Raw genomic sequence first — 21,753 nt, forward strand, 5'->3', positions numbered from 1 at the left:
ACATGAATACACCAAGGGTTCAAAAGGAAAGGGTGTTCAAGATAAAGGACGGAGCAGTAGGAAGTGGACCCGTTGTCTACTGGATGAGTAGGGACCAAAGAGCTGTAGACAACTGGGCACTCATCTACGCACAGGACTTAGCCCTAGAGCTAAAGAGACCTTTAGTCGTAGTATTCTGTCTGGTTGAAAGGTTCTTGGAAGCCACCATAAGACAGTATGCCTTTATGCTGAAGGGCCTTAAGGAAGTGAAGAATACCCTAAAGGAAAAGAACGTAGGCTTTTACCTGCTTGTAGGGAACCCAGAGGAGGAAATACCCAAGTTCGTAGAGATGAACCATGTGGCCATACTCGTAACAGACTTCGATCCCCTAAGAATCAAACTAGCCTGGAAGGAAAGGGTGAAGGAGAGAGTAAAGGTACCCTTCTACGAGGTGGATGCACACAACATAATTCCATGCAGGTATATTTCAGACAGGTGCGAACCCTCTGCCTTTACCTTCAGGAAGAAGGTAAAGAAGTACCTTGACAAGTTCTTGGTAGACTTCCCTAACCTGGAGCATCATCCCTTTTCTGGCATCGTTAAAGCTCAAGAAATAGAACCAGATAGCGCCCTCACTTTTGTGAAAGTAGACAGAAGAGTGGGCGAGGTAGATTGGATAAAACCAGGCACGAGTGAAGGACTAAGAGTTTTAAAGGAGTTTATAGAAAATAAGCTAGAAATCTACCACCTAAAGCGCAACGATCCTAATGCCAACGTACAATCAAACCTCTCTCCTTATCTACACTTTGGTCAGGTATCCTCCCAGAGGGTTGCTCTTGAAGTCTTAAGGTCGGACAAAAGCCAAGAAGCAAAGGAAAGCTTCCTGGAAGAGCTAATAGTAAGAAAGGAGCTTTCGGACAACTTCTGTCTGTACAACAAAAACTACGACAGCTTTGAAGGCTTTCCCCAGTGGGCAAAAGAAAGTCTAAACAAGCACAGAAAGGACATAAGGAAGTATGTTTACTCTCTGGAAGAGTTTGAAGAGGCCAAAACCCACGACAAACTCTGGAATGCCTGCCAGATGCAGATGGTAAGGTTCGGCAAAATGCACGGTTACCTGAGGATGTACTGGGCAAAGAAGATATTAGAGTGGAGCGAAAGCCCAGAGGAAGCTCTCAGGATAGCCATATATTTAAACGACAAGTATGAGCTTGATGGGAGAGATCCTAATGGTTACACAGGCATAGCGTGGAGCATAGGGGGTGTACACGACAGACCTTTCAAGGAAAGAGAAATCATCGGAAAGCTAAGGTACATGAGCTATGAAGGATGTAGGAAGAAATTTAACGTTGAAGAGTACATAAGAAAGTTCCTTTCGGACGATATTAAACTTTATGGAGATAAGACGGGTTGAGGGTGTATACCTACAAAAAATCTCGGAAGAATTCCAGCCCATACTTACCGAGAGGTTGTCCGAATCACTACGGATAAAACTCCTTTCAAGCGTAGAAGAAGTACTCCCTTCACTGTTTGAACACTCTAAGACTGCAAAGGGATTTGTGTTAAGCGTAGAAGGCTCAAAAGCCCAAATACTTCTTCAGAAGGGTGTTTCCTTAGAGGTTGAAAACTTAAGCGGAGTCCCTTTAAAGGAAGGACAAATCATCTACTTAGAAAGGACAGAAAGCCCAAACCTTCTAAGACTAGTGGCCGTAGAAAGCCCAGTAAACGAAGAAAAGCTCCTGGTGGATATGTTTGAAGGTAAGGATGGGTTTGAATTGAACCTAGACCTTGAATCCTTTGTAAGGAACTCTGGCCTTTTTTACGAGAATAAACTGCTTAAGTTTCTTCAGGGGAAAATCTCTATAGAAGAGCTAGCCAAAGATGCAAAGTACCTACTCCTTAAAGATATTCAAGACCAGTTTCCAGAACTTAAAGACTTTGAAGGTTACAGCTTACTTGACAAGTTAAGTACATACGTAAACCTTTTAAAAACTATACGTGAGTGGAAAGATAGCCTAGATTACCTACTCTTAGAAAGACTATCTCATGAAGAATTTGCAAGATTGATAAAGTATCTTTCTGAAAACAAGCAAAGTACTCTGGTTACACTCATAGAAAAACAAGATAGGGCGCGTGTTCTTTTGGAACTATATAAAGCAGTTAACGAAGATGTTAATTTTCCATACAGAGATAACTTTATCCAAGCGTTTGAAAAACTCAAAGGTTCCCTTATTTATGAAGGGCTAAAAGAAGGAGATCCTATAAAGGTTGAGAAGGGTATAGAGGAGCTTCAAAAGTTTGCTTCCATGTTAGACAAGGAACAAAAAGCGCAGGAGCTTATGCAAAAGCTTTACCTTATAAATCATCTGCAGTATACCATGGCCTTTAGGGACAGGCTATACCTTCCCGTCAGGTATAGGGATGGCAGGGGTGGTTTGATGTATTATCCATCAGACAGCTACAGAGTTTTTATACACTTGAATTATGAGGACTACTACATAAGCGCTCTGCTTGTTGCACCTAAGAGTAAGGAAGTAAAAAAGCTAAGCTTACGTTTCTTTACCGATAGTCAGGACATACACCAAAGGATAACAGAAGGTAGAACCATCCTGGAGGCATACTTGAAAGAGGAAGGTTTAGAATTAGGATCCTTTGACGTAATACTCCAGGATAAGAGGGCTACCATGGAGAGCTTTATACAAGAGATGAACGTTTCCAATTTTTACAGGGTGGTCTAAGATGGACGAAAGGAAGAAAGCTATAGCTTTAAGGTACATACCCGGAAAGGATAATGCTCCTGTAGTAGTTGCAAAAGGTTATGGAGAGCTGGCAGAAAGGATCATAGAACTAGCAAAGGAGCACAACGTACCCGTTGTGGAGGATGTGGCTTTGGCATCGGCGTTGATTAAAGTAGACATCTACGAAGAGATACCACCACAGCTTTACAGGGCGGTGGCAAAGATACTCGTCTTTGTGGAGGCTATACGTACTTCCCGTCGCTCCTGACCCTTATTACCGTGTGTACGTTTCCCCTTGGATTAAAGTCACCTATAACCTCAAGAAATCTAGGCTTTAGTAGCTCATAAAGGGCAGTGTATATCTCGTTAGTGGCCTGTTCATGGGATATGTACCTATTTCTGAACTTGTTAAGCCAGAGCTTTAGAGACTTTAGTTCCACTATGTACTTGTCTGGTATGTACCTTATCTTGATGGTGGCATAGTCTGGATAGCCAGACCTAGGGCACAAACACGAAAACTCAGGAAAGGTTATCTCTATCAGATAGTCCCTCTCTGGAGTAGGATTTTCCCACGGTTCCAACTGCGCCTGTTCTATGGCTAGCTCGCCGTACTTCTTTTCCATAAACTTAAATTTTACTTCATGCTTGATCTTCTGGAATACCTAGAAGAAGGCTACATCCTTTTAGAACACAACGGAAGGGTAGCTTACGTAAACAGATATGCCTCAAAGCTTGGAATCCTCAGAGATAATCCTATTGGCAAATTCTACTACGAGGCCATAAACAACCTCACGCTAGTATCTCTGCTCTCTGAACTTATACAAACCAAGAAAAAGTCAGAAACGGAGATAGTGCTAGGAGAAAAGACGTACAGGATTAAAGCCTTTCCTTCAGTCCAGGGGTTTTGGATAAGGATAGAAGACATAACACGCTACGTAGCTTACGAGAAGTCAAAAAGGGAGTTTGTGGCCAACGCTTCCCACGAGCTTAGAACTCCCCTTTCCGTTATCCTTGGCATACTTGAAACCCTCTACGAGGAAGAAAACTCTCAAGAGAAGAAGGCTCTGATAGAGAAGGCCATAAGGCGGGCTAAGGCCATGCAAAACCTCGTGGAAGACTTGCTCATCTTAGCAAGGTTAGAATCAAGGGAGGAGAAGCTCATTCTAGAAAGTATAGACCTTAGGCAGCTTGTGGAAGAGATATTTGACATGTACACAGACTTTCCAGTAAAGCTGATAAACTCAGTCCAAGAAAACTACACTTTGGTTGCCGACAGGAAAAAGCTCTTCACACTCCTTAAAAACCTTGTAGACAACGCGGTAAAGTACAACAAGGAGGAGGGTCTAGTAGAGGTAAAGGCTTACTCTGATGGTACGTGGCACAAGATAGAGGTAAAGGATACTGGTATAGGTATACCTAGGGTTCATCTACCCTTCATCTTTGAACGCTTTTACAGGGCTGACCCTTCACGTTCAAGAGACCTTGGTGGTACAGGCCTTGGCCTGTCCATAGTAAAACACATAGCTTTATTACATGGTGGTAAGGTAGAGGTGGAGAGCAAGGAAGGTGAAGGAAGCTTATTCAGAGTCTACTTACCCATCCTGTCAGAGTAAATGTCCAAGCTTGTGCTTCTTAGTTTCCAGATACTTTTGGTTGAATTCGCACGGTTCTATGGTAAGTGGTACCCTCTCCACTACCTCAAGCCCATAACCTTCGAGAGCTACTATCTTCCTTGGATTGTTGGTAAGGAGCCTCATCTTCCTCACTCCCAGGTCCAAAAGTATCTGTGCACCTATACCATAATCCCGCAAGTCTGCAGGATAGCCCACCTTTTCATTAGCCTCTACAGTGTCGTACCCTTGATCCTGTAAGCTGTAAGCTTTTACCTTGTTGACTATACCTATACCTCTACCCTCGTGTCCAAGTATGTAAACCAAAACACCCTTTCCTTCTTGAGCTATCCTCTGCATAGCAGCTTCCAGCTGAGATCTACAATCACACCTCAGGGACTTGAAAACGTCTCCAGTGAGACACTCCGAGTGTACCCTGACGAGAACAGGCTCATCCTCCTTCCATTCTCCCATAGTAAGAGCTACTTGCTCTTCACCAGTGAGCACATGCCTGTAAGCGTGTATCTTGAAAAAGCCATACCTGGTGGGTAAGTTAGCGGAGGCTTCCCTTACTACTAACCTTTCCCTTCTTAGCCTGTACTTTATAAGATCTGCTATGGTTATTATCTTCAGGTTAAATCGTTTTGCAAACTCTATAAGGTCTGGGACCCTAGCCATGGTCCCATCATCCTTCATTATTTCACATATAACGCCGGCTGGATATAGACCTGCTAACCTTGCAAGGTCCACTGCAGCTTCAGTATGACCAGCCCTCTCCAAAACACCACCGGGTCTTGCCCTTAAGGGAAACACGTGTCCCGGTCTCACAAAATCAGAAGGCTTTGCCTCCGGACTGATTGCCAGTTTTATAGTTGTGGCTCTGTCGTAAGCCGATATGCCTGTAGTAGTCCCAAAACGTGGATGTGCGTCTATGGAGACGCAGAAATAGGTTCCCTTTGGATCCGTATTACGGTGTGTCATTGGGTGAAGGTCAAGCTCTTCACATCTTTCTGGTGTCAGAGCAAGGCAGACAAGACCCCTTCCGTACTTGGTCATGAAGTTGATGGCTTCCGGAGTTACCTTTTCGGCAGCCATTACAAGATCACCCTCGTTTTCCCTGTCTGGATCGTCTACTACTATCACCATCTTCCCTTCTCTTATATCCTCCAAGGCCTCCTCTATGGTGTTGAACCTTATCTCTTCCATAGTGGTTAAATATAGACCAACTGTTGGGTATAATAAAGGGTGATGTTATGGTTTTTCTTACAGCTTTTGATGTTTGTATCTTTAGTTCATGCTAGCATAGTAGCAAAGGTAGGAAATCAGGTGATAACTTCAGAAGAACTATCAGAGGCTTTCAGAGCTTACTGGAGAGAAATACTACACTTGCCCATAGCCAGAGCGACTAAACAGGATATGAAAGACTTTTTGATGGAATACATAAGGGCTAAAATAGTGCAAAGAGAAGCTCAGAATATGGGCATAAGTGTTTCCAACAGTGAACTTGAGGAATACATTCGTAAGAATATAGGCAGTGAAAGGCTAAGTCCAGTTGTGAAGAATCTAGTAAAGGTAGAGATCTTAGTAAACAAGATAGTGGATAGGATTTCCAAAAACCTGAACGTTACAGAAAACCAAATAGTAGCTTACTATTATTTGAACCTTAGAGACTTTAAACTACCAGCACAGGTGCTGTTAAAGAGGTACACAACGCAGGACCTTGACACTGCAAACGAGCTCTACTACAGGCTAAGCCATTCCATGGAAGCGAACCTACCAGGGGTAAAGGAAGGTCCACCCATGTGGTACTCCATACAAGCACTGCCCGAGATAGTCAAAAGACAGCTCTACCCTTATCAGAAAGGTTCCGTCTCTAAACCCATAGACGTGGAAGGCTCTTACCTTATACTTAAGATAGTGGATGTTAGAGGAGCAGGCATCCTTCCACTAGAGGCAGCAAAGCCTATAGTCAGGGAAAGGCTCTTGAAGGAAAGAAGACAGGAGGTCTTTAGACAATGGTTTTCAGAGGTGTTAAAGAAGTATCCCTTGGAGTTTTACTCTGGCTCCTTCTGATTGGTTTTTCTCTTCCGGCCGTTCTTGTAGACAAGGTTGTGGCGTCGGTCAACGGACAACCTATAACAGAAAAGGATCTAAAGTTAGGCGCTCTATTCTACAACACTAATGATAGGAAAGAGATACTAAACAGGCTTATAGACACCTATCTCTTATACCAGTACATGGCTTCAAAAGGTTTTTCCGTACCTGAAAGTTACCTTGAGGAAGCTATGAAGAATATGGCCAAGAGTAACAACATGGATGTTGAAACGTTAGCAAAAGAACTATCCAAGGATGGTTTCACACTTAAGGAACTTGCAGACTTTCTAGGGAAGCAGATACTGGCTACTGCAGCCTTCAGGGAGTACCTGATGAACCAGATAAAGGTCTCAGACGTAGACCTTGAGCTAGAGAGGCTAAAGAAGGGTAAGGTTAAGGTACTACGCAGGATAGAGCTTTTAGTTGTAGACAAGAAAGATAGGGAGAAACTCCTTAAGTCCATGGAAAAGACTGTTGATCTAGAATCCCTCGCCAAGGAATTGGGAGTAAAACCAGAAGTCATTGACGTACAGAAGGGAGACCTCGTTGAGCCCCTTGATAGAGAAGTTTGGAAGGCTTCAGTAGGCAGTATGGTGGTCGCAGAAGATGCCCAAAACGTGTACATAGCAAAAGTACTCCAGCAGAAGGAAGTGTACGACACAGCGGATGACCAGACGCTAAAACAGGAGATACTTCAAAGGAAGCTATCACAAGAGCAGGAAAACATCCTCAGAGATTTAAAGAAGAAGAGTATAATCAAAATAGTTGATCCAGGACTTTCATAAGATCTGTGAGACTGTCAAAGGTATAATCAGGTGTGAAGTTTGCCTTTTCTAGCTCATCCCTTGAGTACTTACCAGTAGTCAAGAAGACAGTTTTGAGCCCCAAGCTTTTTGCTCCCATGAGATCTGTGTAAACGTCATCACTTATTAGCCACACCTCTTCGGGCTTTGTACCCCCCAAGGCAAGGTCTATAAACTCTTTGGAAGGCTTGCCTAGGTTTGGAATAGCTTCCTTGTAGTTACATGCATGTGCCAACATCTGAGCTACAGAACCAGACCCTGGGAAGTAAAGGCCATCGTCATCCTTTACTATCCTACTCTGGTTTACAGGGACTAGTTTTGCTCCAGATAGAAAGATGGCAGATGTGGCCATCTTTATCTTCCTAAAGTCTATTTCCCTATCCTGAGCTATTACCACAGCATCCACCTTGTAGTCATCCAGCACCTCAAAACCCACCTCAGATAGATAGTCCCTAACCTGCTTAGAGCCCATCAGAAAGATCCTTTTAGCTCCTAGCTTTCTTAAATGTTCGGGAAGAACAGCTATGGGAGAGAGAAACTCCTCGTAGGATATGTCCAGACCCTTGTTCTTCAGTTCGTCCACCAAAGCTCTTGGAGAGCGTGTGGAGTTGTTGGAGAGTATCCTAAAGGGTAAACCTTTTTTTCTTAAAAAGTTTAGAAAATCTGGAGCATCCTCAAAGGGATTTAGCTTTTTATCCTTTACTAAAACGCCGTCTAGGTCAACAAGCAGAAACACCCTCATTCTTTAAAGGGTATGCCTATCCAAAGCTCTTCAAATCCGCCCTCTCCTTTCTTTATCTCTACTTCTATACCTTGGCTGTTAAACTGTGGGTACTTGGAGAATAAGTGTATAAGGTCGTTCTTTATGAGCTCGGCGAAGTTGGGAGGCAGACCCTTCCTCTCGTAGGCTAGGACCATGGTAAGCCTCTTCTTGGCTACATCTTTGCTATTCCTGTTTCTGAAAAAACCAAACACGGACTACCTCCCAAGCAACCTATCTAGAAGACCTTTCTTTTGACCATAGTAAACCATAGGCACATCTTCGCCGAGGAGTCTTTTCGCCATGTCCATCAAAGCCTTCGAGACATCATAGCTCTCTTGTAAAACTATAGGCTCTCCTCTGTTGGTGAAGTCAACAAGCTTGGGTTCCTCTGGAAGTACACCTATAGGCTCTACCTTAAGAATGTCAACTATATCTTCCACGCTCAGCATCTGACCCTTTTTTACAGCATCCCATCTTACACGGTTTATGACAAGATAACACTCTTTCTTTTCCATGTTTTCAAGAAGGCCTATTACTCTGTCTGCATCTCTCACGGAAGACACCTCTGGGTTTACCACTACCAAGGCCACATCTGCAGGACTTGCAGCTATCTGGAAGCCGAGCTCTATACCAGCCGGTGAGTCTATGAACACGTAGTCAAATTCTCCCTTCTGTTTTATGTCTTCCACCATGCTTATCCATTTATCTCTGTCTACAGCGTCCTTGTTTTTCGTCTGGTTTGCCGGAAGGAGCCAGAGGGAAAGACCTCTTTTATCCCTTACAAGGGCCTTTTTAAGCTCTGTTCTTCCCTCCAACACATCCAAAACGTCAAATACTATACGGTTTTCAAGACCCAAGATCATGTCAAGGTTTCTAAGACCTATGTCTGCATCTATGGCTAGGACTTTCTTCCCCAGTTTTGCAAGAGCAATGCCTAAGTTCGCGGTTACAGTTGTTTTCCCTACACCACCTTTCCCCGAAGTTACGACTACTACCCTTGTCATCGTTAAACCCTCTCTAAGACTATGATACCATCCTCCACTCTTGCCATTTCTGGATAGCCAGGAGATTGTCTTTCTTCATCCCCTACTATGGCCACCTTCCTACCAATCCTTAAGCTCTGGGGCTCCATGCGTGTAGCAACTATCACAGCACTCTCGTCCCCGAGGGCTCCAGCAAAAGCTATGCCACTTAACCTACCTATGACTATTATGTTACCCGTAGCCACCACCTCAGCATCCCTGTTTACATCACCCAGAATAAGTACATCTCCGTTGTGCTCTACCCTCTGCCCCGACCTTATATGTCTGTGTACGATAAGGAGCCTACCGGCTGAATCCCTCTCTTTTAGCTCTTTTATGCTCCTTACCTTTTTACTCTGCAGCCTTTCTTCTACCCTTCTTTTGAGCTCTGGGTCTAGACCTTCTTCATCCTCTATGAGGAAGTAGCTCCCTTCAAAGAGCTTAGAACTTAGGATCCTTTCTATCTCTTTTTCCAGCTGCTGTTTGTCACTTTGACTCTTTATTCTTACTACGACAACCGGAAGGGTTAGGCCTTTTATCTCTATCATCTTTCTCTTTTCAAGCTCCGGGGGAGGGACTCGAACCCCCAACCTGGTGGTTAACAGCCACCCGCTCTGCCCGTTGAGCTACCCCGGATGGTATTTATATTATACCATACCTCAAGGCTTTACAACCGCCAGGTACACTACAAGCAAGAAGCCAACTATAAGTGGTATGGCCACGATGTAATTAAAAAGATCATAACGTTCGTAAGCCTTCATCTTATCCACACTCCTCGGTATGTAAAAGTTCACAAAGTAGAAGTTTATCACCTCAAGAGGAAGAAAGAGGCAAAAGACTATGGGAAGCTTTAGGTTTAGCCAGCGCACGTCAAAGTGGTAGCCCATAAGGTGAAGCATGTAAAGCCCCATGCATACGGCCAGAAGAAAGCCCGCTATTTCTATGTTTGTCATCCACCTGTAGAAGCTTCTAAGAAGATGTTGGTTGCAGCCAGTGCTCTTACGCATAGAGTAGAGCATAAAGAGGCCCAGTGAAGAAGAGGCGGAGGTCCAGATAAAGACACCCAGCAGGTGTAAGTATTTGGCCGTCAGGTAACTCATAGAACTTTTACCAGCAGAGGTATTAAGATAAAGTAAAAGATAATTCCTAAGGTTGCACTGGCAAAAGCAAGATGGTAGTTTAGATCAAACATCATGGCAAGCACACTTGCCGTTATCATAGTAGGCATAGCGGATTCTAACACGGCGACCTTGTAAGCTATATCCTGAATACCCATAAGCTTTCCTAAAAGGATGGCGACGAATGAGGAAAAGATCATCTTTATGGACAGAGCTAAAAAGGTATACTTTAGGTTGTTTCTTACCTGTGAAAAGGACAACATAAGACCTATGGAGAAGAGTACAACCACCAAGGTAGAATCCGCCACAAAGCTAACCATATCCGCCAGGAATTTAGGAAGAGCGAAAGGACTACTTAGGAAGCCAAGGACTAGCCCTAAAAAGGGTGGAAACCTTAGGAGGTTCATAGGGTCCCACCTGCCACTGGCTATGAGAAAACCTAGGGTGGAGACAAGGACAAAAGAACCTAGGCTGTCGTAAACCACTGCATAGCTCAGCCCTTTTTGACCTAAAAGGCTCTCAGCAGTAGGATACCCCAAGAAGGCTGTGTTTCCAAAAGAAGAAGCAAGCACGAAGGACCTGAGGGTTCTTTCCTCAAACTTCATCCACTTGGCCAGTGTATAGCTAAGCAGAAGGCAAGAGATTATGACCATCCAGGCAAGTATAGAAAGAGTAAGGACCTCTCTGTTTAGGCCTAGCTGGTGTGAAGCCCTGAAGGCAAGGAAAGGGAGGGAAAAGTTGATCACATAGCTTATGAGTACCTTTGAATCCTCTTCCTTAAAAAGTCTCAACCTTTTGAGAAGGTAAGCAAGACCTACAACAAACAGGACTTTTAACATTAGTTAGTTTCTGAAAGGTAACCTACGTAAACTACCCTACCATCCTCCGTAAGTCCGAAGTTCTTCTCCATTCTGTCCTTTAAGCCCTTTTTGTTCTCTATGAAATCCTTGAGCGTCTTTGGTTCACCATGAGCCTTAAGAAGGTAATCTACCACCTGGCCGTTATCAAAGTATATCTTCACGGGAAGACAGTAGAACTTAGAGTCTTCCCCCGTATGGCATCTGTCTATCTCTCCCGTTATCTCTATTTTTACGCTCCTGGCTATCACCTTCATGGTAAAGTATTTTACATGGACAGCGTACTTTTGATAGTCTTCTCTTACCTTCTTGGTTCTATCCTCTTTGGTGAGCACATAGCTAAGTTAAAGGGTGTGGACATAAGGTCCGTGGGCAGCGGAAACGTAGGTGCCACAAACGTGGGCAGAGTCCTAGGCAGGAAATATGCTGTTCTAGTCTTTCTCCTGGATGCCTTCAAAGGATTTTTCCCCATCCTGTTATCAAGGCTTTACTTTGGGCTGGATAGCTGGACTACCTTTTTCGTAGGCCTCGCATGCGTGCTAGGTCACATGTACCCAATCTTTCATGATTTTAGAGGCGGTAAGGGTGTGGCGACGGCTTCGGGAGTACTGCTCGGAGTTTCACCCCTTACTTTTCTGCTTTCTATGATATTTTGGACTCTTTTAGTTAAGCTAAAGGGTTATGTTTCTTTAGCTTCCATGGGAAGCTCCTTATTTGCTACACTTCTCCTCCTGCTTCAGGGTTATGACTACAGGGTGGTTTTTATGTCCCTCTTTATAACAATGCTTATTGTATACAGACACAAGGACAACATAAAAAGGCTGCTAGAAGGGACAGAACACAGGGTAAGGCTATAGTTTCACAGGCTGTTTTACGGTGAGGCACTCTCTAAAGACTACGTAAGGACATTCCTTTGCACAATATTCGTGGTCTAGCCTACTGAAAAGCTCTCCTATGGACTGTCCCTTTGAGTCAAAGATAAGATTCGCATCAACAAGTTTATCTATATTTAACCTCTCCATCAGGGGATAAATGTCGCATCCTATGTTGGCAAGAGATACTTTTACTCCAAGCTTTTGGATCTCATCCACCATCTTCATGAAGTTCTGTGCTCCCGATGCATCCATGTAGTTTACAGCTTCCATGTCTACAAGGACGTACTTTAGTGGTGTGCTCTCCTTTCTTTTCTTTACAAGATTCACGATGTACTCACCCACGTACTCGGCATTTCCAAAGTATATGGACATGTTAGGTCTTACATAGAGGATCTGTGGACACTCTGGGAGGTTTTCTCTCTGCGCGTTCACAAAGGTGTTTGAAGCTGGGTTCCTTGTGAGGATTACTATCCTTGGGTACATGGTTTTGTAGACGAATATACCTAATGCCAAGATGATACCTAACAGTAGGGCAATCCATAGCTCTAAGACTAGCACACCTACAAAGGTAACGGCGGCTACTATACCATCTTCCTTGTTTACCTTGTAGAGCCTGTATATCTCCCAAGGCCTTATAAGATTTATCACAGCCATCATTACTATCACGGCAAGGGTTGCCTTTGGTAGGTACTTAAAGTACGGCGCTATGAAGAGGAGTGTAAGACCTACTGCGATAGAGGTGAAGACACTTGCCATAGGTGTTTTTGCACCCAGTTGAAAGTTGAGGGCAGACCTTGAGAAGGAACCACCTATAGGAAAACCCTTGAAGAAGGCACTCACTATGTTGGCAAGTCCCTGACCTATAAGCTCCTGGTTTACGTCCCACTTATCTCCCACTTGGTTTGCGAGCCTTTTTGCTATGGCTACAGCTTCCATAAGACCAAAGAAGGCAACCACCAAGGCACCCACGAAGACCGTGGATATCTCTTCAAGGCCATTTACCGGCAAGTAGAAAGAGGGTATACCTTGGGGTACATCACCCACAAGGGCAACGCCTTTCTCGTGTAGGTTGTAAAAGTAAGCTAGAAAGCTTGTTGAAAACACAGCTATAAGAGCTCCAGGTATGAGCGGATGTATACGTCTTGACACATAGATGATCAAAAAGGAAATAAAACCCACTAGGAGGGTATAAGGATTTGTTAGGTGAATCTTTTTTAGGATGTCAAGTAGAACTTCCACAACTATAGTGCTCTTTGCTGTCCTAAAACCCAGGAGGTGTTCCAACTGGCTTAAGGCTATGACTATGGCACCTGCGCTCACAAAGCCTGTTATGACGGCCGGAGATATTAGGTCTACTATAGAACCGAGTCTAAAGAGACCTATGGAAAGGCGTATTATCCCAACCAGGAAGGCTAGCAAGGCCATCAGGTGTATCCACTTCTCACTTCCGGGCTCTGCTATTCCGTACAGTACAGAGGCAGAAAGGAGAGCTGTCATTGCTACTGGACCTGTGGCCAGGAACCTAGAGCTGCCAAAGATTGCAGCCACGGCCACAGCTAGGAAGGAGGCGTAGAGACCATGTATGGCTGGCATCCTTGCGAGGAGTGCATAGGCCATAGATTGGGGTACTAAAACAGCTGCTACCGTAAGACCTGCTATAAGATCATCTCTGAGCTTTGATGCATTGTAGTCCTTAAGCCAATGTCTGATGGGAAGAGGATCAAACCTTATTTCCATCTTAGTACCTCCAGAAGTCTCGTCAAGGCTCTCCTTCTATGCGATATACGGTTTTTTTCCTCTGGTGGTAGCTCGGCCATGGTCTTGTTGTAGCCTTCTGGTATAAACACAGGATCGTAACCAAAACCGTAAGACCCCTTTTCCTCTCTACTGATAGCACCTTCACACCTCCCTTCTGCAAAGACACCTCCATCTCCTATGTACAAAACAACGCAAGCGTAGTAATAAGCTCTTCTGTCTTCTACGTTCTCCATCAGTCTAAGAAGCTTCTTTATGTTTGCTCTATCTGGGTCCTTGCCGTGTTCTACACCGCCAAAGTCTATGCTATGAAACCTGGAGGAGTATATACCTGGATAACCTCCCAAAGAAGGTACCACAAGCCCTGAATCCTCTGCAAGGGTTGGCAATCTGTACCTTTGATAGTAGGCTCTTGCCTTTAGGTATGCGTTCTCTAAAAAGGTTGTCCCTGTCTCTTCAACCTCTAAGGTCTCCTCTGGCAGCTCAAGCTCAAAGCCATAAGGGCTTAGTATATCCATAAGCTCCCTCAACTTCTTTCTGTTAGAAGTAGCTACCAGAATCTTCATAAAGGCATGAAAACCGTAGAACAGCAGTTGGGAGACACTACAGGTTGGAGCCCTAGGGACTTAGCGTAGGTGACTATACCCTCAGCAGGGAAGGTGATACCATTTACTCCAGCCACGAGTGCATAGAAGTCTAGCTTTACCCTTTCAGGACCAGCAGGCCTTGCACAACCAATAACTATGGGCCTGTTGGGTATGGCTCTTCTAGCGTAAAGTATCACACGAGCGGACTCTTCGGCGGAAGGTGGTGGTAAAAGCTGAAACCTAGCTTTCCCAAAGTAAGGCATTATCACCACGAGAACGAGAGCAGCTGGTTCATACTCCGCTATAATGTCTATAGCTCTGTACTCTCCTTTTACCCGTCCATAGTGTAGCCCTATTATGACGTGAGGAACTATGTTGTGCCCGTAATCCTTTAGAATCCTCAAAGACTCCTTGTAATCCTTCACGCTTCTGTGCGGAAGCTTGTAAACCTGAGCTATGGTCTCATCGTCTCCTATTATGTCAAGCAGTACGGCATCAACACCTACCTCTTTTAAACCTTTGGCTTGTATCTCATCCACAAGGCCTACATGACAGGTAAGCAGGAGTCCAAGCTCATCCTTTATCCTTTTCATGACATCGAAGAAGGGATCAAGGGGAACCCTTCCATCTTTATCAGAACCACCAGATATGAGGATCCCATCTATTCCTTTGGATTTAAGATCATTGGCCACTTTCCAAAGTTCCTCCGGCGTGGTTGCAGGGATCATATGCCAGAGTATCTTAGACGCACAGTGGTCGCACATAAGCTCACAGTTCCTTCCCGTTATGGATATGTCTACAAACTTTGGCCCTGTGGTAACCTTAAAGTCTTCCACCTCGTAGTGTTTAAAACCAGGACTATGGAAGAAAACCTTATTTCCAAAATTCCTTTCTCTTATTAAAAACCCTTCCTCAAGCTCCCTTAATAATTTCTCATCTACCTCTAAGTCTTCTAAGAAGGAGGGGAGATGCCCCTCCAAAATCCTTAGCCGCATTTGATGCCCTTCTCGTTCATCACCTTGGTAAGAGCTTCAACGGCTGCCTGACCCTTCAGAAGGCTGTTTACTTCATCTGGATTGGTGGGTTTTATCTTGGCTATCCACCCTTGTCCGTAAGGATCATCGTTGACCAGAGCTGGGTTAGCCTTTAGAGCTTCATTTATCTCTACTATCTCACCAGATAGAGGTGAAGGCACTGGTCCGACCCACTTCCCGCTCTCTATGGTAGCTACGCTCTTGCGTCTTTCTACAGTCTTGCCAGGTTTCTTGGGTGTGTAAGCCACAAGCCTTCCTGCCATAGCAGCAGCTACAGAAGTGAGACCTATAGTATAGGTCCCGTCTCCGTTGTCTCTAGCCCAAGTGAAGGCATTAGCTTGGGCATCTACATCGTAAAGAAGATCCTCCGGTATGTTGCAACCGTTCACTACAGCCATCCTAACACCCCCTTTATAAGATTTTTTAGAAGATCAATACCTTATCGTATTCTAAAGCACGTATAGCAAACTCACTAGCAGGAACTATATCATCTAGCTCAGGTATGAGGTCTTCCTTGGTGAGTCCTAAAGAATCCACCGCCTGTTTACAAGATAGGAACCTCACCCCTGCCTGCTTTGCATCCTTCATGAAATCGTAGACAGTCTTAAGTTTCTTACCGTTTGTAGAAAGGCAATTGGGTTCTCCTGGCACTATCCTCTCTGCTACTCCTTTTCTGAGAAGATTGGTACCATCCATGTTAAAAAACATCTCCACTTCTGCCTCGTTGGCAGCCAAGAGTGCAGCTATGTAAAAGGGTGCAGCACATCTCCACGGAGTTCTTGGGCCGCTGGTCATAAGGATTATCACCTTCATGACTCTATAGCCTTCCTTGCCTCAGCTTCCTCCGGTACTCCTACAAAGGTAAGCTTTCCGTCTATTATGGTGGAAGGGACACTCCTTACCATCAGCTTTTTTGCCCACATCCTGCCTTCCGGCTGAGCTACATCAAGGACCTCATACTTAAACCCATACTCTTGCTGTAATTTTCTCCAGAGCTGATCAGCATCGGGACACGTAGCACACCACTGAGACACCAACAGTATCACATGTTTGTCCTTTGCACCCATCACGTACACCTCATACAGATTATGTCCCACTCATCTATGTACTTTTTCATCTCCTCAATGGCCTGAGGTCCATATAAAAGGTCCTTTATATCTCTTTCCAGGTTTGTGGGTTTCATCTTGACTATCCAACCTTCTCCGTAGGGATCGTAGTTTATTATATCTGGCTGTTCCAGTACTTTCTGGTTGGCTTCCACTACTTCTCCTTCCACGAGTGCGTTGATAGGTCCAGCCCATTTACCGCTTTCCAAAGAAGCCACTGGCTTACCCTTCTGTATATGTTTCCCAGGACTCTTTATCCGGGCGTGGAGAAGCCTTCCAGCCCTGACCTGACCTACGTCTGTAAGACCCATGGTTACAGTACCATCGTCATTTATCCTTAACCAGGTCTGCGTCTCTATCTCATAATAGAGGTCTAGCGGGATTATACACCCGTTGTACTCCCACTCATTGGTAGGGCCTTGAGCTTCCACCACACCCATATTACCACCTCATACAAGACCGAGTCTCTTCAAAACAGGTAGAGGGTCAGAGAGATTGTCCTTTAGCTTTACGTCGTTGGCACTGTAGCCAAATGCTATACCTAACAGTTGGGTAAAGTAGGCTGCGGGTACATCCACGTCTGGTACACCTTTCATCATAAGCCTATGCCTGTACATCTCAAGGGATGCATGACACAAAGGACATTCCGTGGCTATTATGTCAGCTCCGTTCCTCTTAGCTGTTTGGAGTATCATCATCACGAACTTTTCAGACACCAATTCATCAGACAGAGAGTGTGGCCCACCACAGCATTGGGTGTGCATGGGTTCAAACTCCACACTCTGAGCGCCGGCAGCCTCAAGAAGAGCGTTCATGTAGTACGGATGTTCATCGTCATCTGCAGTTTCCCTCTTCCTTGGCCTGGCTTCTTCCGGTTGACCACCGGCATGGGCGTAAGTCCTGGCGTAGAAGTGAGGTCTTGTGTACAGACAGCCATAGTAGTTGGCCACCTTAAGACCTTTAAGAGGTTTCTTCGTTTTCTCTTTCACCTTCTGGGGACCGGCTTCGTTGTAGAACCACTCAAGGATATGGTAAGTGTGGGGTATTCTATCCAGTGGATCTACTCCACCTTCTTTTAGGAGTGCGTTAACCTTCTCTAAAAGGGATTGATCTGTTTCCAAGAAGTACTCTGCTCTCTGGAGGGAGAAGGAGCATCCGTTACACGGAGCCACTATAACGTCGTGGCCTTGCTTCCTTGCCAAGGACATATTCCTGGCGTTAAGAAGTATAGTTCCCATAAAGGTCACGTTCTTAGACTCCATAGCACCACAGCAGTTGTAGTCTTCCAGGTAGTCTAGCTCAAGACCTAGTTCTCTGGCCACTATCCTCGTTGAGACATCGTACGCTCTTGCTGCACCTTCCAAAGAACAACCAGGGTAGTATGCCACTCTCTTACCTATAACACCCATAGTTACACCTCCTTACTTTAAGGCACCTTCTTGTTCCATAACCTTCCTAAGGACTTGTTTGAACCTATTCCAGTTCTTTGTTCTTGGATGGAACAGCATATGCTTTGCGTTCAGAACTAGAAAGCTTATGTTCATAGACTTTAAAGGCTTTAGAGCAAGCTGCTTTAGCCATTCTGGAGCTTCACCCATAAAAGGTATGGGTTTCTTGAGTATGGGGTCTTTAAACAGCTTGTAACCTTGCTTTTCTATCCATCCAAAGAGGAGTTCTCCATCCTCTATCCTTCCGTACTCTAGCACAGACTCGGTGAAGAACTTATCAAACTTCTTGGAAGGATACTCTTCTATAAGGCCTCTCTTGGCCATTACCTTGAGTATAGCCTTGAGGACTTCTTCTACAAGGACTCCCTTCGGGCACCTGTGTGTACACTTGTGACAAGAGACACATCTCCACATAACGTCGGCTCTCTTCTGGAGCTCGTCTACAAGCCCGAGCCTCGCCAGGTAGATAAAATGTCTTGGGTTGTACCTCTCATCCCAGTAATTGTGGACTGGACAGGACGCTGTACAGTAAGAGCACTGGTAACATTGGTTTATGGTCTTGCCTTCTGGCTGGTTTAGTACCTCTTTACCGAAGTCCAGGTCGTAGTCGTTTATAACCCTGGGCAGGATTATAAGGTTCCAGTCTCCAGAAACGTCAACACCATCTATGACGAGTCTCTCTTTCCTTAAAATCCTCTCCGGTTCTACAAGACTTTTTTCATGTATAGCCATGGTCTACACCTCCAAAAGGTCTTCATTTCTAACTATACCTAAAAGCCTCCTTGCCATAACACCGGCAGGAGGGAAAAAGCCCTTTGCACTGTGCATGGTAGAAAGAGTCATATAGTCCACGTACGTGGCGTATATCATGGCAAGGAACATGTCTACAAAGAGGTAACCTTTGGCTTTTATACCAAAGTCCAGGAGCTTTTCCTGAATCTGCTTGTATATCTGCTCAAACTCTTCGTAGGTTTCTCCGTACATATGTCTCTTTGGTGGCTCCTCTTTTAAGAAGACTACCGCGCCGCTTTCTGACTCTGGATCCCATATCCAGCTAGTCCATAGTACGTACTTGTCTGGGAAGGTAAAGTGTAAAAGTTCTGATGCTATGTCCCTTGCCATCTTTTTGTCTACACCCCTTATCTCTTTTACGAACTTCTCCACCCTCTCTTCCCATGTGTTTGCCTTCCCGTAGAGAAGGTCGCTTATAGCTTTCTTTAGCCTGTCTATTCCTGTCTCTTCTAAGATCTTCTTCCTTCTTCTCCTGCTTGCAAAGATGTGCTCTAATATCTTGTCTAAGTCTTCCTCTTTCAAGGATGGAAGTCTGTCTTTGCTTAGAAGTTCTTGAAAGAGGAGGGACTTGGCGAGGAGATCCTTGTAGAAATCTTGTATAAACTCCTCGCCTTCTGAGAAGATCTTTATGAGGTAATCCCTAACCAAAAAGTCGTCTAATGTGGTAACTTTTTTCATACGCCCACCTTTGCACCTACGTACATAGCAGCTTCAGCACCAGCTGCTTCGCCTTCAGCTATTGAAGACTCTATGTCTATCGGACCTTTGCATGCACCGGCTATGAATATACCTTCTCTGTTGGAGATGATGTTAGAGCCAGATTCTTCGGATGGTATCAGGAATTGGCTATCTGGATCTTGAGCTAGTCCGAGTATCTTGGCCACCTTCTTGGTACCAGCAGAAGGTTCCATACCGAGTACTAACACCACAAGGTCCATGGGTACCTCAGAAGGCCTTTGAACTATAGTATCCTCGTGCTTTACTCTAAGCCTTCCATCAGCAGGGCTGTAAGTTATTTCCGCTATCCTACCTCTTACGTACCTGACACCGTACTTTTCCTGGGGTGCCCAGTAGAAAGGATACTCCCATGTACCATATGTCCTTACATCCATGTAATAGCAGAAGACGTCCACGTCTGGGTAATGCTCCTTTATCTCAGAAGCCTGTAGTCCAGATAGAGCACATCCGTACCTACAACAGTGGACGTTTGTAACACCTAGCTGCCTGTCTCTGGAACCTACACAGAAGACAAAAGCTACCCTCTTGGGAAGCTGGCCGTTAGAAGGCCTGTAGAGCCTACCCTCACGGGAGAACATCTGCTCAAGCTCAAGGTTGGTTATGACATCTGGATATATTCCATAGCCGAGCTCTCCCTTTCTCCTCGGGTTAAAGTGTTCAAAACCTGTGGCGACGACTATGGCTCCCACTTCATAGGTTTCACCATTGGAGAGCTTTACCTTAAAGTTTCCAGCTTCACCCTCGCAGGCTTCAAGCTCCGTGTTTAACAGCACCTTTACGTTTTGGTTGTTCTCCACTTCCTTTATCATCGGTCCCAGAACCTGGGCAGGCTTTAACTTCCTCGGTATAAGTGTGTGGTAGTCTTCAAGGATAGGCCTACCACCAAGCTTTCCCTCTTTCTCGATGAGTATGGTGGGCACTCCGAGCCTTCCCAGGACTTTGGCCGCACCTAGACCTGCAGGACCACCACCTATTACCAACACAGACTTTGCCATAATCTACCTCCTTAAAGGTTGTTATAAGGGGGCAAGGCCCCCGAATTAAGACTTAAAGAGTGGCATGTTGGCCGTAGCCGATGCCTTAGGCTTACCGGTAGATGTCTTGCTGTAAGGTTCATACAGGTCATACTCCTTGAAGAACTCCATCAGTTCGTCATACTTACCTGCCTTTTCAAGCTCGGCTATGTACTTGACTGTGTCTTCCCACTCTTTCCTTAGTTCCCTCCAGTTGGTTATTCCCATCTTCTCAAGGAGGGGCTCATACGCAGAGCAGTTCCAGTAGAGCTGAACCACTTTGAATGGATGTGCTCCACAAGCTAAGGCTGCAAACATGACGTCAGACATTACAGCAACAGGATAGTACATACCGTGTGCCTTTCCTATCCATTGGTTCTTTTCAAAGGTAGTTGTACATCCAGTGTCGTGGGTGATTATGACGTCGGCTTTTACCTCTTCATAGATGACCTTAAGCTTCCTCTGTATGGCGAAAGATCTAGTGAACTCCCTTTCCGTGAGGATGTGTCTAAAACCAAAACCACAGCAGTCATACCATGTGGAGTAGTCTACTACTTGAGCACCGAGAGCCTTCATAACAGCTGTGGAAGCTGCAGGCCTTTGACCGTTAAAGACTTCTGGGTCGTAAGGATAGTCATCGGCTATCATCTTCCAAGTGTGGCAAGCGTTGTGTATGGCCACTCTTACATTGGACACATCTATGCCTTTCGGCTTTCCTTCCTTCTCATAGAGTTCCTTTATCTTGAACCTCATAGCATGGACCCATTCGGAGTAGTGAACTATCTCCTGTGGTATAACGATCCTTCCATCTTCTGTGAGCCTTCCGAGCTTTTTAAGGATAGGTTTTACAGCATCCCTTAGCTCTTTGTTCATTATGAGCTGTTCCCTGGTCTCCTTGTAAGAACCGAAGGATGTTCCGCAATGTATTAGAGGATAGTAGCCTGTCTTCCAAGCTTGGTGCATGTTCCTGAGCCAGACAGCAGCGAGTGCTACTGGGTTGGATGTACCAGAACCGTGGTAGTTCCAAGCTGTGCATGAAGTTTGGTGAGGCTCGTTCAGGTAGTCAAGACCGAACTTGTTCATGAACCAGAATATGGAAGCGGGATAACCTGGTATGTTTCCACACTGACCACAGGACTTATGGTGCCAGAGCTTGTTGGTGGGTATAAGCTTTATCCTACCTGTCCTTGTGTAGACGGGTATAGGTTGGTGCTCTTCCGTTATCCTGTATATGAGTATTTCTCCCTTAGCCTCGAGCTCTTCCATCATCTCAAAGATATGATCGTAGTGGGCTGTTCCCATAGGCTCCTTCGTTGGGAAAGGAGGAACCTCTGGGTATTTCAAAATGCTGCTCTCTTTATGTGCGTGCGCCATGGCAGATACCTCCTAAAGGTTTTTCCGGGGCACTAACCCCGTTTAT

Annotated in this window: 28 protein-coding genes and 1 tRNA gene; 7 read left to right on the top strand and 22 right to left on the bottom strand. The window is 45.1% G+C overall.

What is annotated here, in order from left to right; translation table 11 throughout:
• The first annotated feature begins 2 nt into the window (after positions 1-2).
• Genes B5444_RS05750 through B5444_RS05760 form a run of 3 tightly spaced genes read left to right on the top strand, consistent with a single transcriptional unit; the run spans position 3 to position 2,986 of the window.
• Positions 3-1,394 carry a deoxyribodipyrimidine photo-lyase gene (locus B5444_RS05750; protein WP_079654270.1) on the top strand — a complete coding sequence of 464 codons (1,392 nt, stop codon included), beginning with the start codon at positions 3-5 and terminating at the stop codon, positions 1,392-1,394.
• A complete protein-coding gene (locus B5444_RS05755) occupies positions 1,375-2,718 on the top strand; it encodes a hypothetical protein (RefSeq protein WP_079654271.1) in 1,344 nt (447 codons plus the stop codon). Before B5444_RS05750 ends, B5444_RS05755 begins: the two co-directional genes overlap by 20 nt.
• Position 2,719: 1 nt before the next feature.
• Positions 2,720-2,986: an EscU/YscU/HrcU family type III secretion system export apparatus switch protein gene (locus B5444_RS05760; protein WP_079654272.1), complete on the top strand. Its 267-nt coding sequence runs from the start codon at positions 2,720-2,722 to the stop codon at positions 2,984-2,986.
• Here the strand turns inward: B5444_RS05760 and queF are convergent.
• On the bottom strand, positions 2,961-3,341 hold the full coding sequence (gene queF, locus B5444_RS05765; protein ID WP_079654273.1) for a preQ(1) synthase: 381 nt from the start codon (positions 3,339-3,341) through the stop codon (positions 2,961-2,963). The two genes, B5444_RS05760 and queF, sit on opposite strands and share 26 nt — an antisense overlap.
• 18 nt (positions 3,342-3,359) lie before the next feature.
• On the opposite strand from queF, the gene B5444_RS05770 reads away from it, so the two are divergent.
• Entirely contained in the window at positions 3,360-4,331 is a 972-nt protein-coding gene (locus B5444_RS05770; protein ID WP_079654274.1) for a sensor histidine kinase, read from the top strand.
• Here the strand turns inward: B5444_RS05770 and B5444_RS05775 are convergent.
• Entirely contained in the window at positions 4,323-5,534 is a 1,212-nt protein-coding gene (locus B5444_RS05775; RefSeq protein WP_079654275.1) for a bifunctional 3,4-dihydroxy-2-butanone-4-phosphate synthase/GTP cyclohydrolase II, read from the bottom strand. The genes B5444_RS05770 and B5444_RS05775 overlap by 9 nt on opposite strands.
• Positions 5,535-5,576: 42 nt before the next feature.
• Here B5444_RS05775 and B5444_RS05780 point away from each other — a divergent pair, with 42 nt between their 5' ends.
• Both B5444_RS05780 and B5444_RS05785 read left to right on the top strand, forming a co-directional pair.
• A complete protein-coding gene (locus tag B5444_RS05780; RefSeq protein WP_079654276.1) occupies positions 5,577-6,401 on the top strand; it encodes a peptidyl-prolyl cis-trans isomerase in 825 nt (274 codons plus the stop codon).
• Positions 6,344-7,207 carry a SurA N-terminal domain-containing protein gene (locus B5444_RS05785; protein ID WP_079654277.1) on the top strand — a complete coding sequence of 288 codons (864 nt, stop codon included), beginning with the start codon at positions 6,344-6,346 and terminating at the stop codon, positions 7,205-7,207. The genes B5444_RS05780 and B5444_RS05785 overlap by 58 nt, the downstream gene beginning before the upstream one ends.
• On the opposite strand, the gene B5444_RS05790 is transcribed toward B5444_RS05785, so the two are convergent.
• The 8 genes from B5444_RS05790 to B5444_RS05825 all read right to left on the bottom strand — a co-directional run bounded on the left by B5444_RS05790 (position 7,179) and on the right by B5444_RS05825 (position 11,242).
• Positions 7,179-7,967 (bottom strand): HAD-IIA family hydrolase, encoded by a 789-nt coding sequence (locus B5444_RS05790; protein ID WP_079654278.1) that lies wholly within the window; start codon positions 7,965-7,967, stop codon positions 7,179-7,181. The two genes, B5444_RS05785 and B5444_RS05790, sit on opposite strands and share 29 nt — an antisense overlap.
• Positions 7,964-8,200 (bottom strand): cell division topological specificity factor MinE, encoded by a 237-nt coding sequence (minE, locus tag B5444_RS05795; RefSeq protein WP_154021747.1) that lies wholly within the window; start codon positions 8,198-8,200, stop codon positions 7,964-7,966. Before minE ends, B5444_RS05790 begins: the two co-directional genes overlap by 4 nt.
• Before the next feature lie 3 nt (positions 8,201-8,203).
• Positions 8,204-8,992, bottom strand: a complete 789-nt coding sequence (gene minD / locus B5444_RS05800) for a septum site-determining protein MinD (RefSeq protein WP_079654279.1) — start codon at positions 8,990-8,992, stop codon at positions 8,204-8,206.
• A 2-nt stretch (positions 8,993-8,994) separates the two neighbouring features.
• A complete protein-coding gene (gene minC / locus B5444_RS05805; protein ID WP_079654280.1) occupies positions 8,995-9,558 on the bottom strand; it encodes a septum site-determining protein MinC in 564 nt (187 codons plus the stop codon).
• A 15-nt stretch (positions 9,559-9,573) separates the two neighbouring features.
• Positions 9,574-9,646 (bottom strand) — tRNA-Asn (locus B5444_RS05810).
• A 23-nt stretch (positions 9,647-9,669) separates the two neighbouring features.
• On the bottom strand, positions 9,670-10,110 hold the full coding sequence (locus B5444_RS05815; RefSeq protein WP_079654281.1) for a hypothetical protein: 441 nt from the start codon (positions 10,108-10,110) through the stop codon (positions 9,670-9,672).
• A complete protein-coding gene (locus tag B5444_RS05820; RefSeq protein WP_079654282.1) occupies positions 10,107-10,967 on the bottom strand; it encodes an AEC family transporter in 861 nt (286 codons plus the stop codon). Before B5444_RS05820 ends, B5444_RS05815 begins: the two co-directional genes overlap by 4 nt.
• Entirely contained in the window at positions 10,967-11,242 is a 276-nt protein-coding gene (locus B5444_RS05825) for a hypothetical protein (RefSeq protein ID WP_079654283.1), read from the bottom strand. The genes B5444_RS05820 and B5444_RS05825 overlap by 1 nt, the downstream gene beginning before the upstream one ends.
• Positions 11,243-11,257: 15 nt before the next feature.
• Here B5444_RS05825 and plsY point away from each other — a divergent pair, with 15 nt between their 5' ends.
• Positions 11,258-11,842, top strand: a complete 585-nt coding sequence (plsY, locus tag B5444_RS05830; RefSeq protein ID WP_079654284.1) for a glycerol-3-phosphate 1-O-acyltransferase PlsY — start codon at positions 11,258-11,260, stop codon at positions 11,840-11,842.
• On the opposite strand, the gene B5444_RS05835 is transcribed toward plsY, so the two are convergent.
• The 12 genes from B5444_RS05835 to B5444_RS05890 are packed head-to-tail and all read right to left on the bottom strand — an operon-like array spanning position 11,837 to position 21,707.
• Complete coding sequence (locus B5444_RS05835; RefSeq protein WP_079654285.1) at positions 11,837-13,597, bottom strand: SulP family inorganic anion transporter; 1,761 nt, start codon at positions 13,595-13,597, stop codon at positions 11,837-11,839. The genes plsY and B5444_RS05835 overlap by 6 nt on opposite strands.
• Positions 13,588-14,181 carry an RdgB/HAM1 family non-canonical purine NTP pyrophosphatase gene (gene rdgB, locus B5444_RS05840; protein WP_079654286.1) on the bottom strand — a complete coding sequence of 198 codons (594 nt, stop codon included), beginning with the start codon at positions 14,179-14,181 and terminating at the stop codon, positions 13,588-13,590. Before rdgB ends, B5444_RS05835 begins: the two co-directional genes overlap by 10 nt.
• Positions 14,178-15,197, bottom strand: a complete 1,020-nt coding sequence (gene lipS1, locus B5444_RS05845) for a LipS1 family lipoyl synthase (RefSeq protein WP_079654287.1) — start codon at positions 15,195-15,197, stop codon at positions 14,178-14,180. Before lipS1 ends, rdgB begins: the two co-directional genes overlap by 4 nt.
• Positions 15,188-15,634 carry a glycine cleavage system protein H gene (gcvH, locus tag B5444_RS05850; protein ID WP_079654288.1) on the bottom strand — a complete coding sequence of 149 codons (447 nt, stop codon included), beginning with the start codon at positions 15,632-15,634 and terminating at the stop codon, positions 15,188-15,190. The genes lipS1 and gcvH (B5444_RS05850) overlap by 10 nt, the downstream gene beginning before the upstream one ends.
• 25 nt (positions 15,635-15,659) lie before the next feature.
• Positions 15,660-16,049 (bottom strand): DsrE family protein, encoded by a 390-nt coding sequence (locus tag B5444_RS05855; protein WP_079654289.1) that lies wholly within the window; start codon positions 16,047-16,049, stop codon positions 15,660-15,662.
• Entirely contained in the window at positions 16,046-16,303 is a 258-nt protein-coding gene (locus B5444_RS05860) for a thioredoxin family protein (protein ID WP_079654290.1), read from the bottom strand. The genes B5444_RS05855 and B5444_RS05860 overlap by 4 nt, the downstream gene beginning before the upstream one ends.
• Entirely contained in the window at positions 16,303-16,782 is a 480-nt protein-coding gene (gene gcvH, locus B5444_RS05865; RefSeq protein ID WP_079654291.1) for a glycine cleavage system protein H, read from the bottom strand. The genes B5444_RS05860 and gcvH (B5444_RS05865) overlap by 1 nt, the downstream gene beginning before the upstream one ends.
• A gap of 9 nt (positions 16,783-16,791) precedes the next feature.
• On the bottom strand, positions 16,792-17,751 hold the full coding sequence (locus tag B5444_RS05870; protein ID WP_079654292.1) for a CoB--CoM heterodisulfide reductase iron-sulfur subunit B family protein: 960 nt from the start codon (positions 17,749-17,751) through the stop codon (positions 16,792-16,794).
• 12 nt (positions 17,752-17,763) lie between these two features.
• Entirely contained in the window at positions 17,764-18,522 is a 759-nt protein-coding gene (locus B5444_RS05875; protein ID WP_079654293.1) for a 4Fe-4S dicluster domain-containing protein, read from the bottom strand.
• Between the two features lie 3 nt (positions 18,523-18,525).
• On the bottom strand, positions 18,526-19,260 hold the full coding sequence (locus B5444_RS05880; RefSeq protein ID WP_079654294.1) for a hypothetical protein: 735 nt from the start codon (positions 19,258-19,260) through the stop codon (positions 18,526-18,528).
• Entirely contained in the window at positions 19,257-20,315 is a 1,059-nt protein-coding gene (locus B5444_RS05885) for an FAD-dependent oxidoreductase (protein WP_079654295.1), read from the bottom strand. The genes B5444_RS05880 and B5444_RS05885 overlap by 4 nt, the downstream gene beginning before the upstream one ends.
• A 45-nt stretch (positions 20,316-20,360) precedes the next feature.
• Positions 20,361-21,707 (bottom strand): heterodisulfide reductase-related iron-sulfur binding cluster, encoded by a 1,347-nt coding sequence (locus B5444_RS05890; RefSeq protein ID WP_079654296.1) that lies wholly within the window; start codon positions 21,705-21,707, stop codon positions 20,361-20,363.
• Positions 21,708-21,753: the final 46 nt, after the last annotated feature.

The sequence above is a fragment of the Thermocrinis minervae genome, assembly GCF_900142435.1.
Lineage (GTDB): Bacteria > Aquificota > Aquificia > Aquificales > Aquificaceae > Thermocrinis_A > Thermocrinis_A minervae.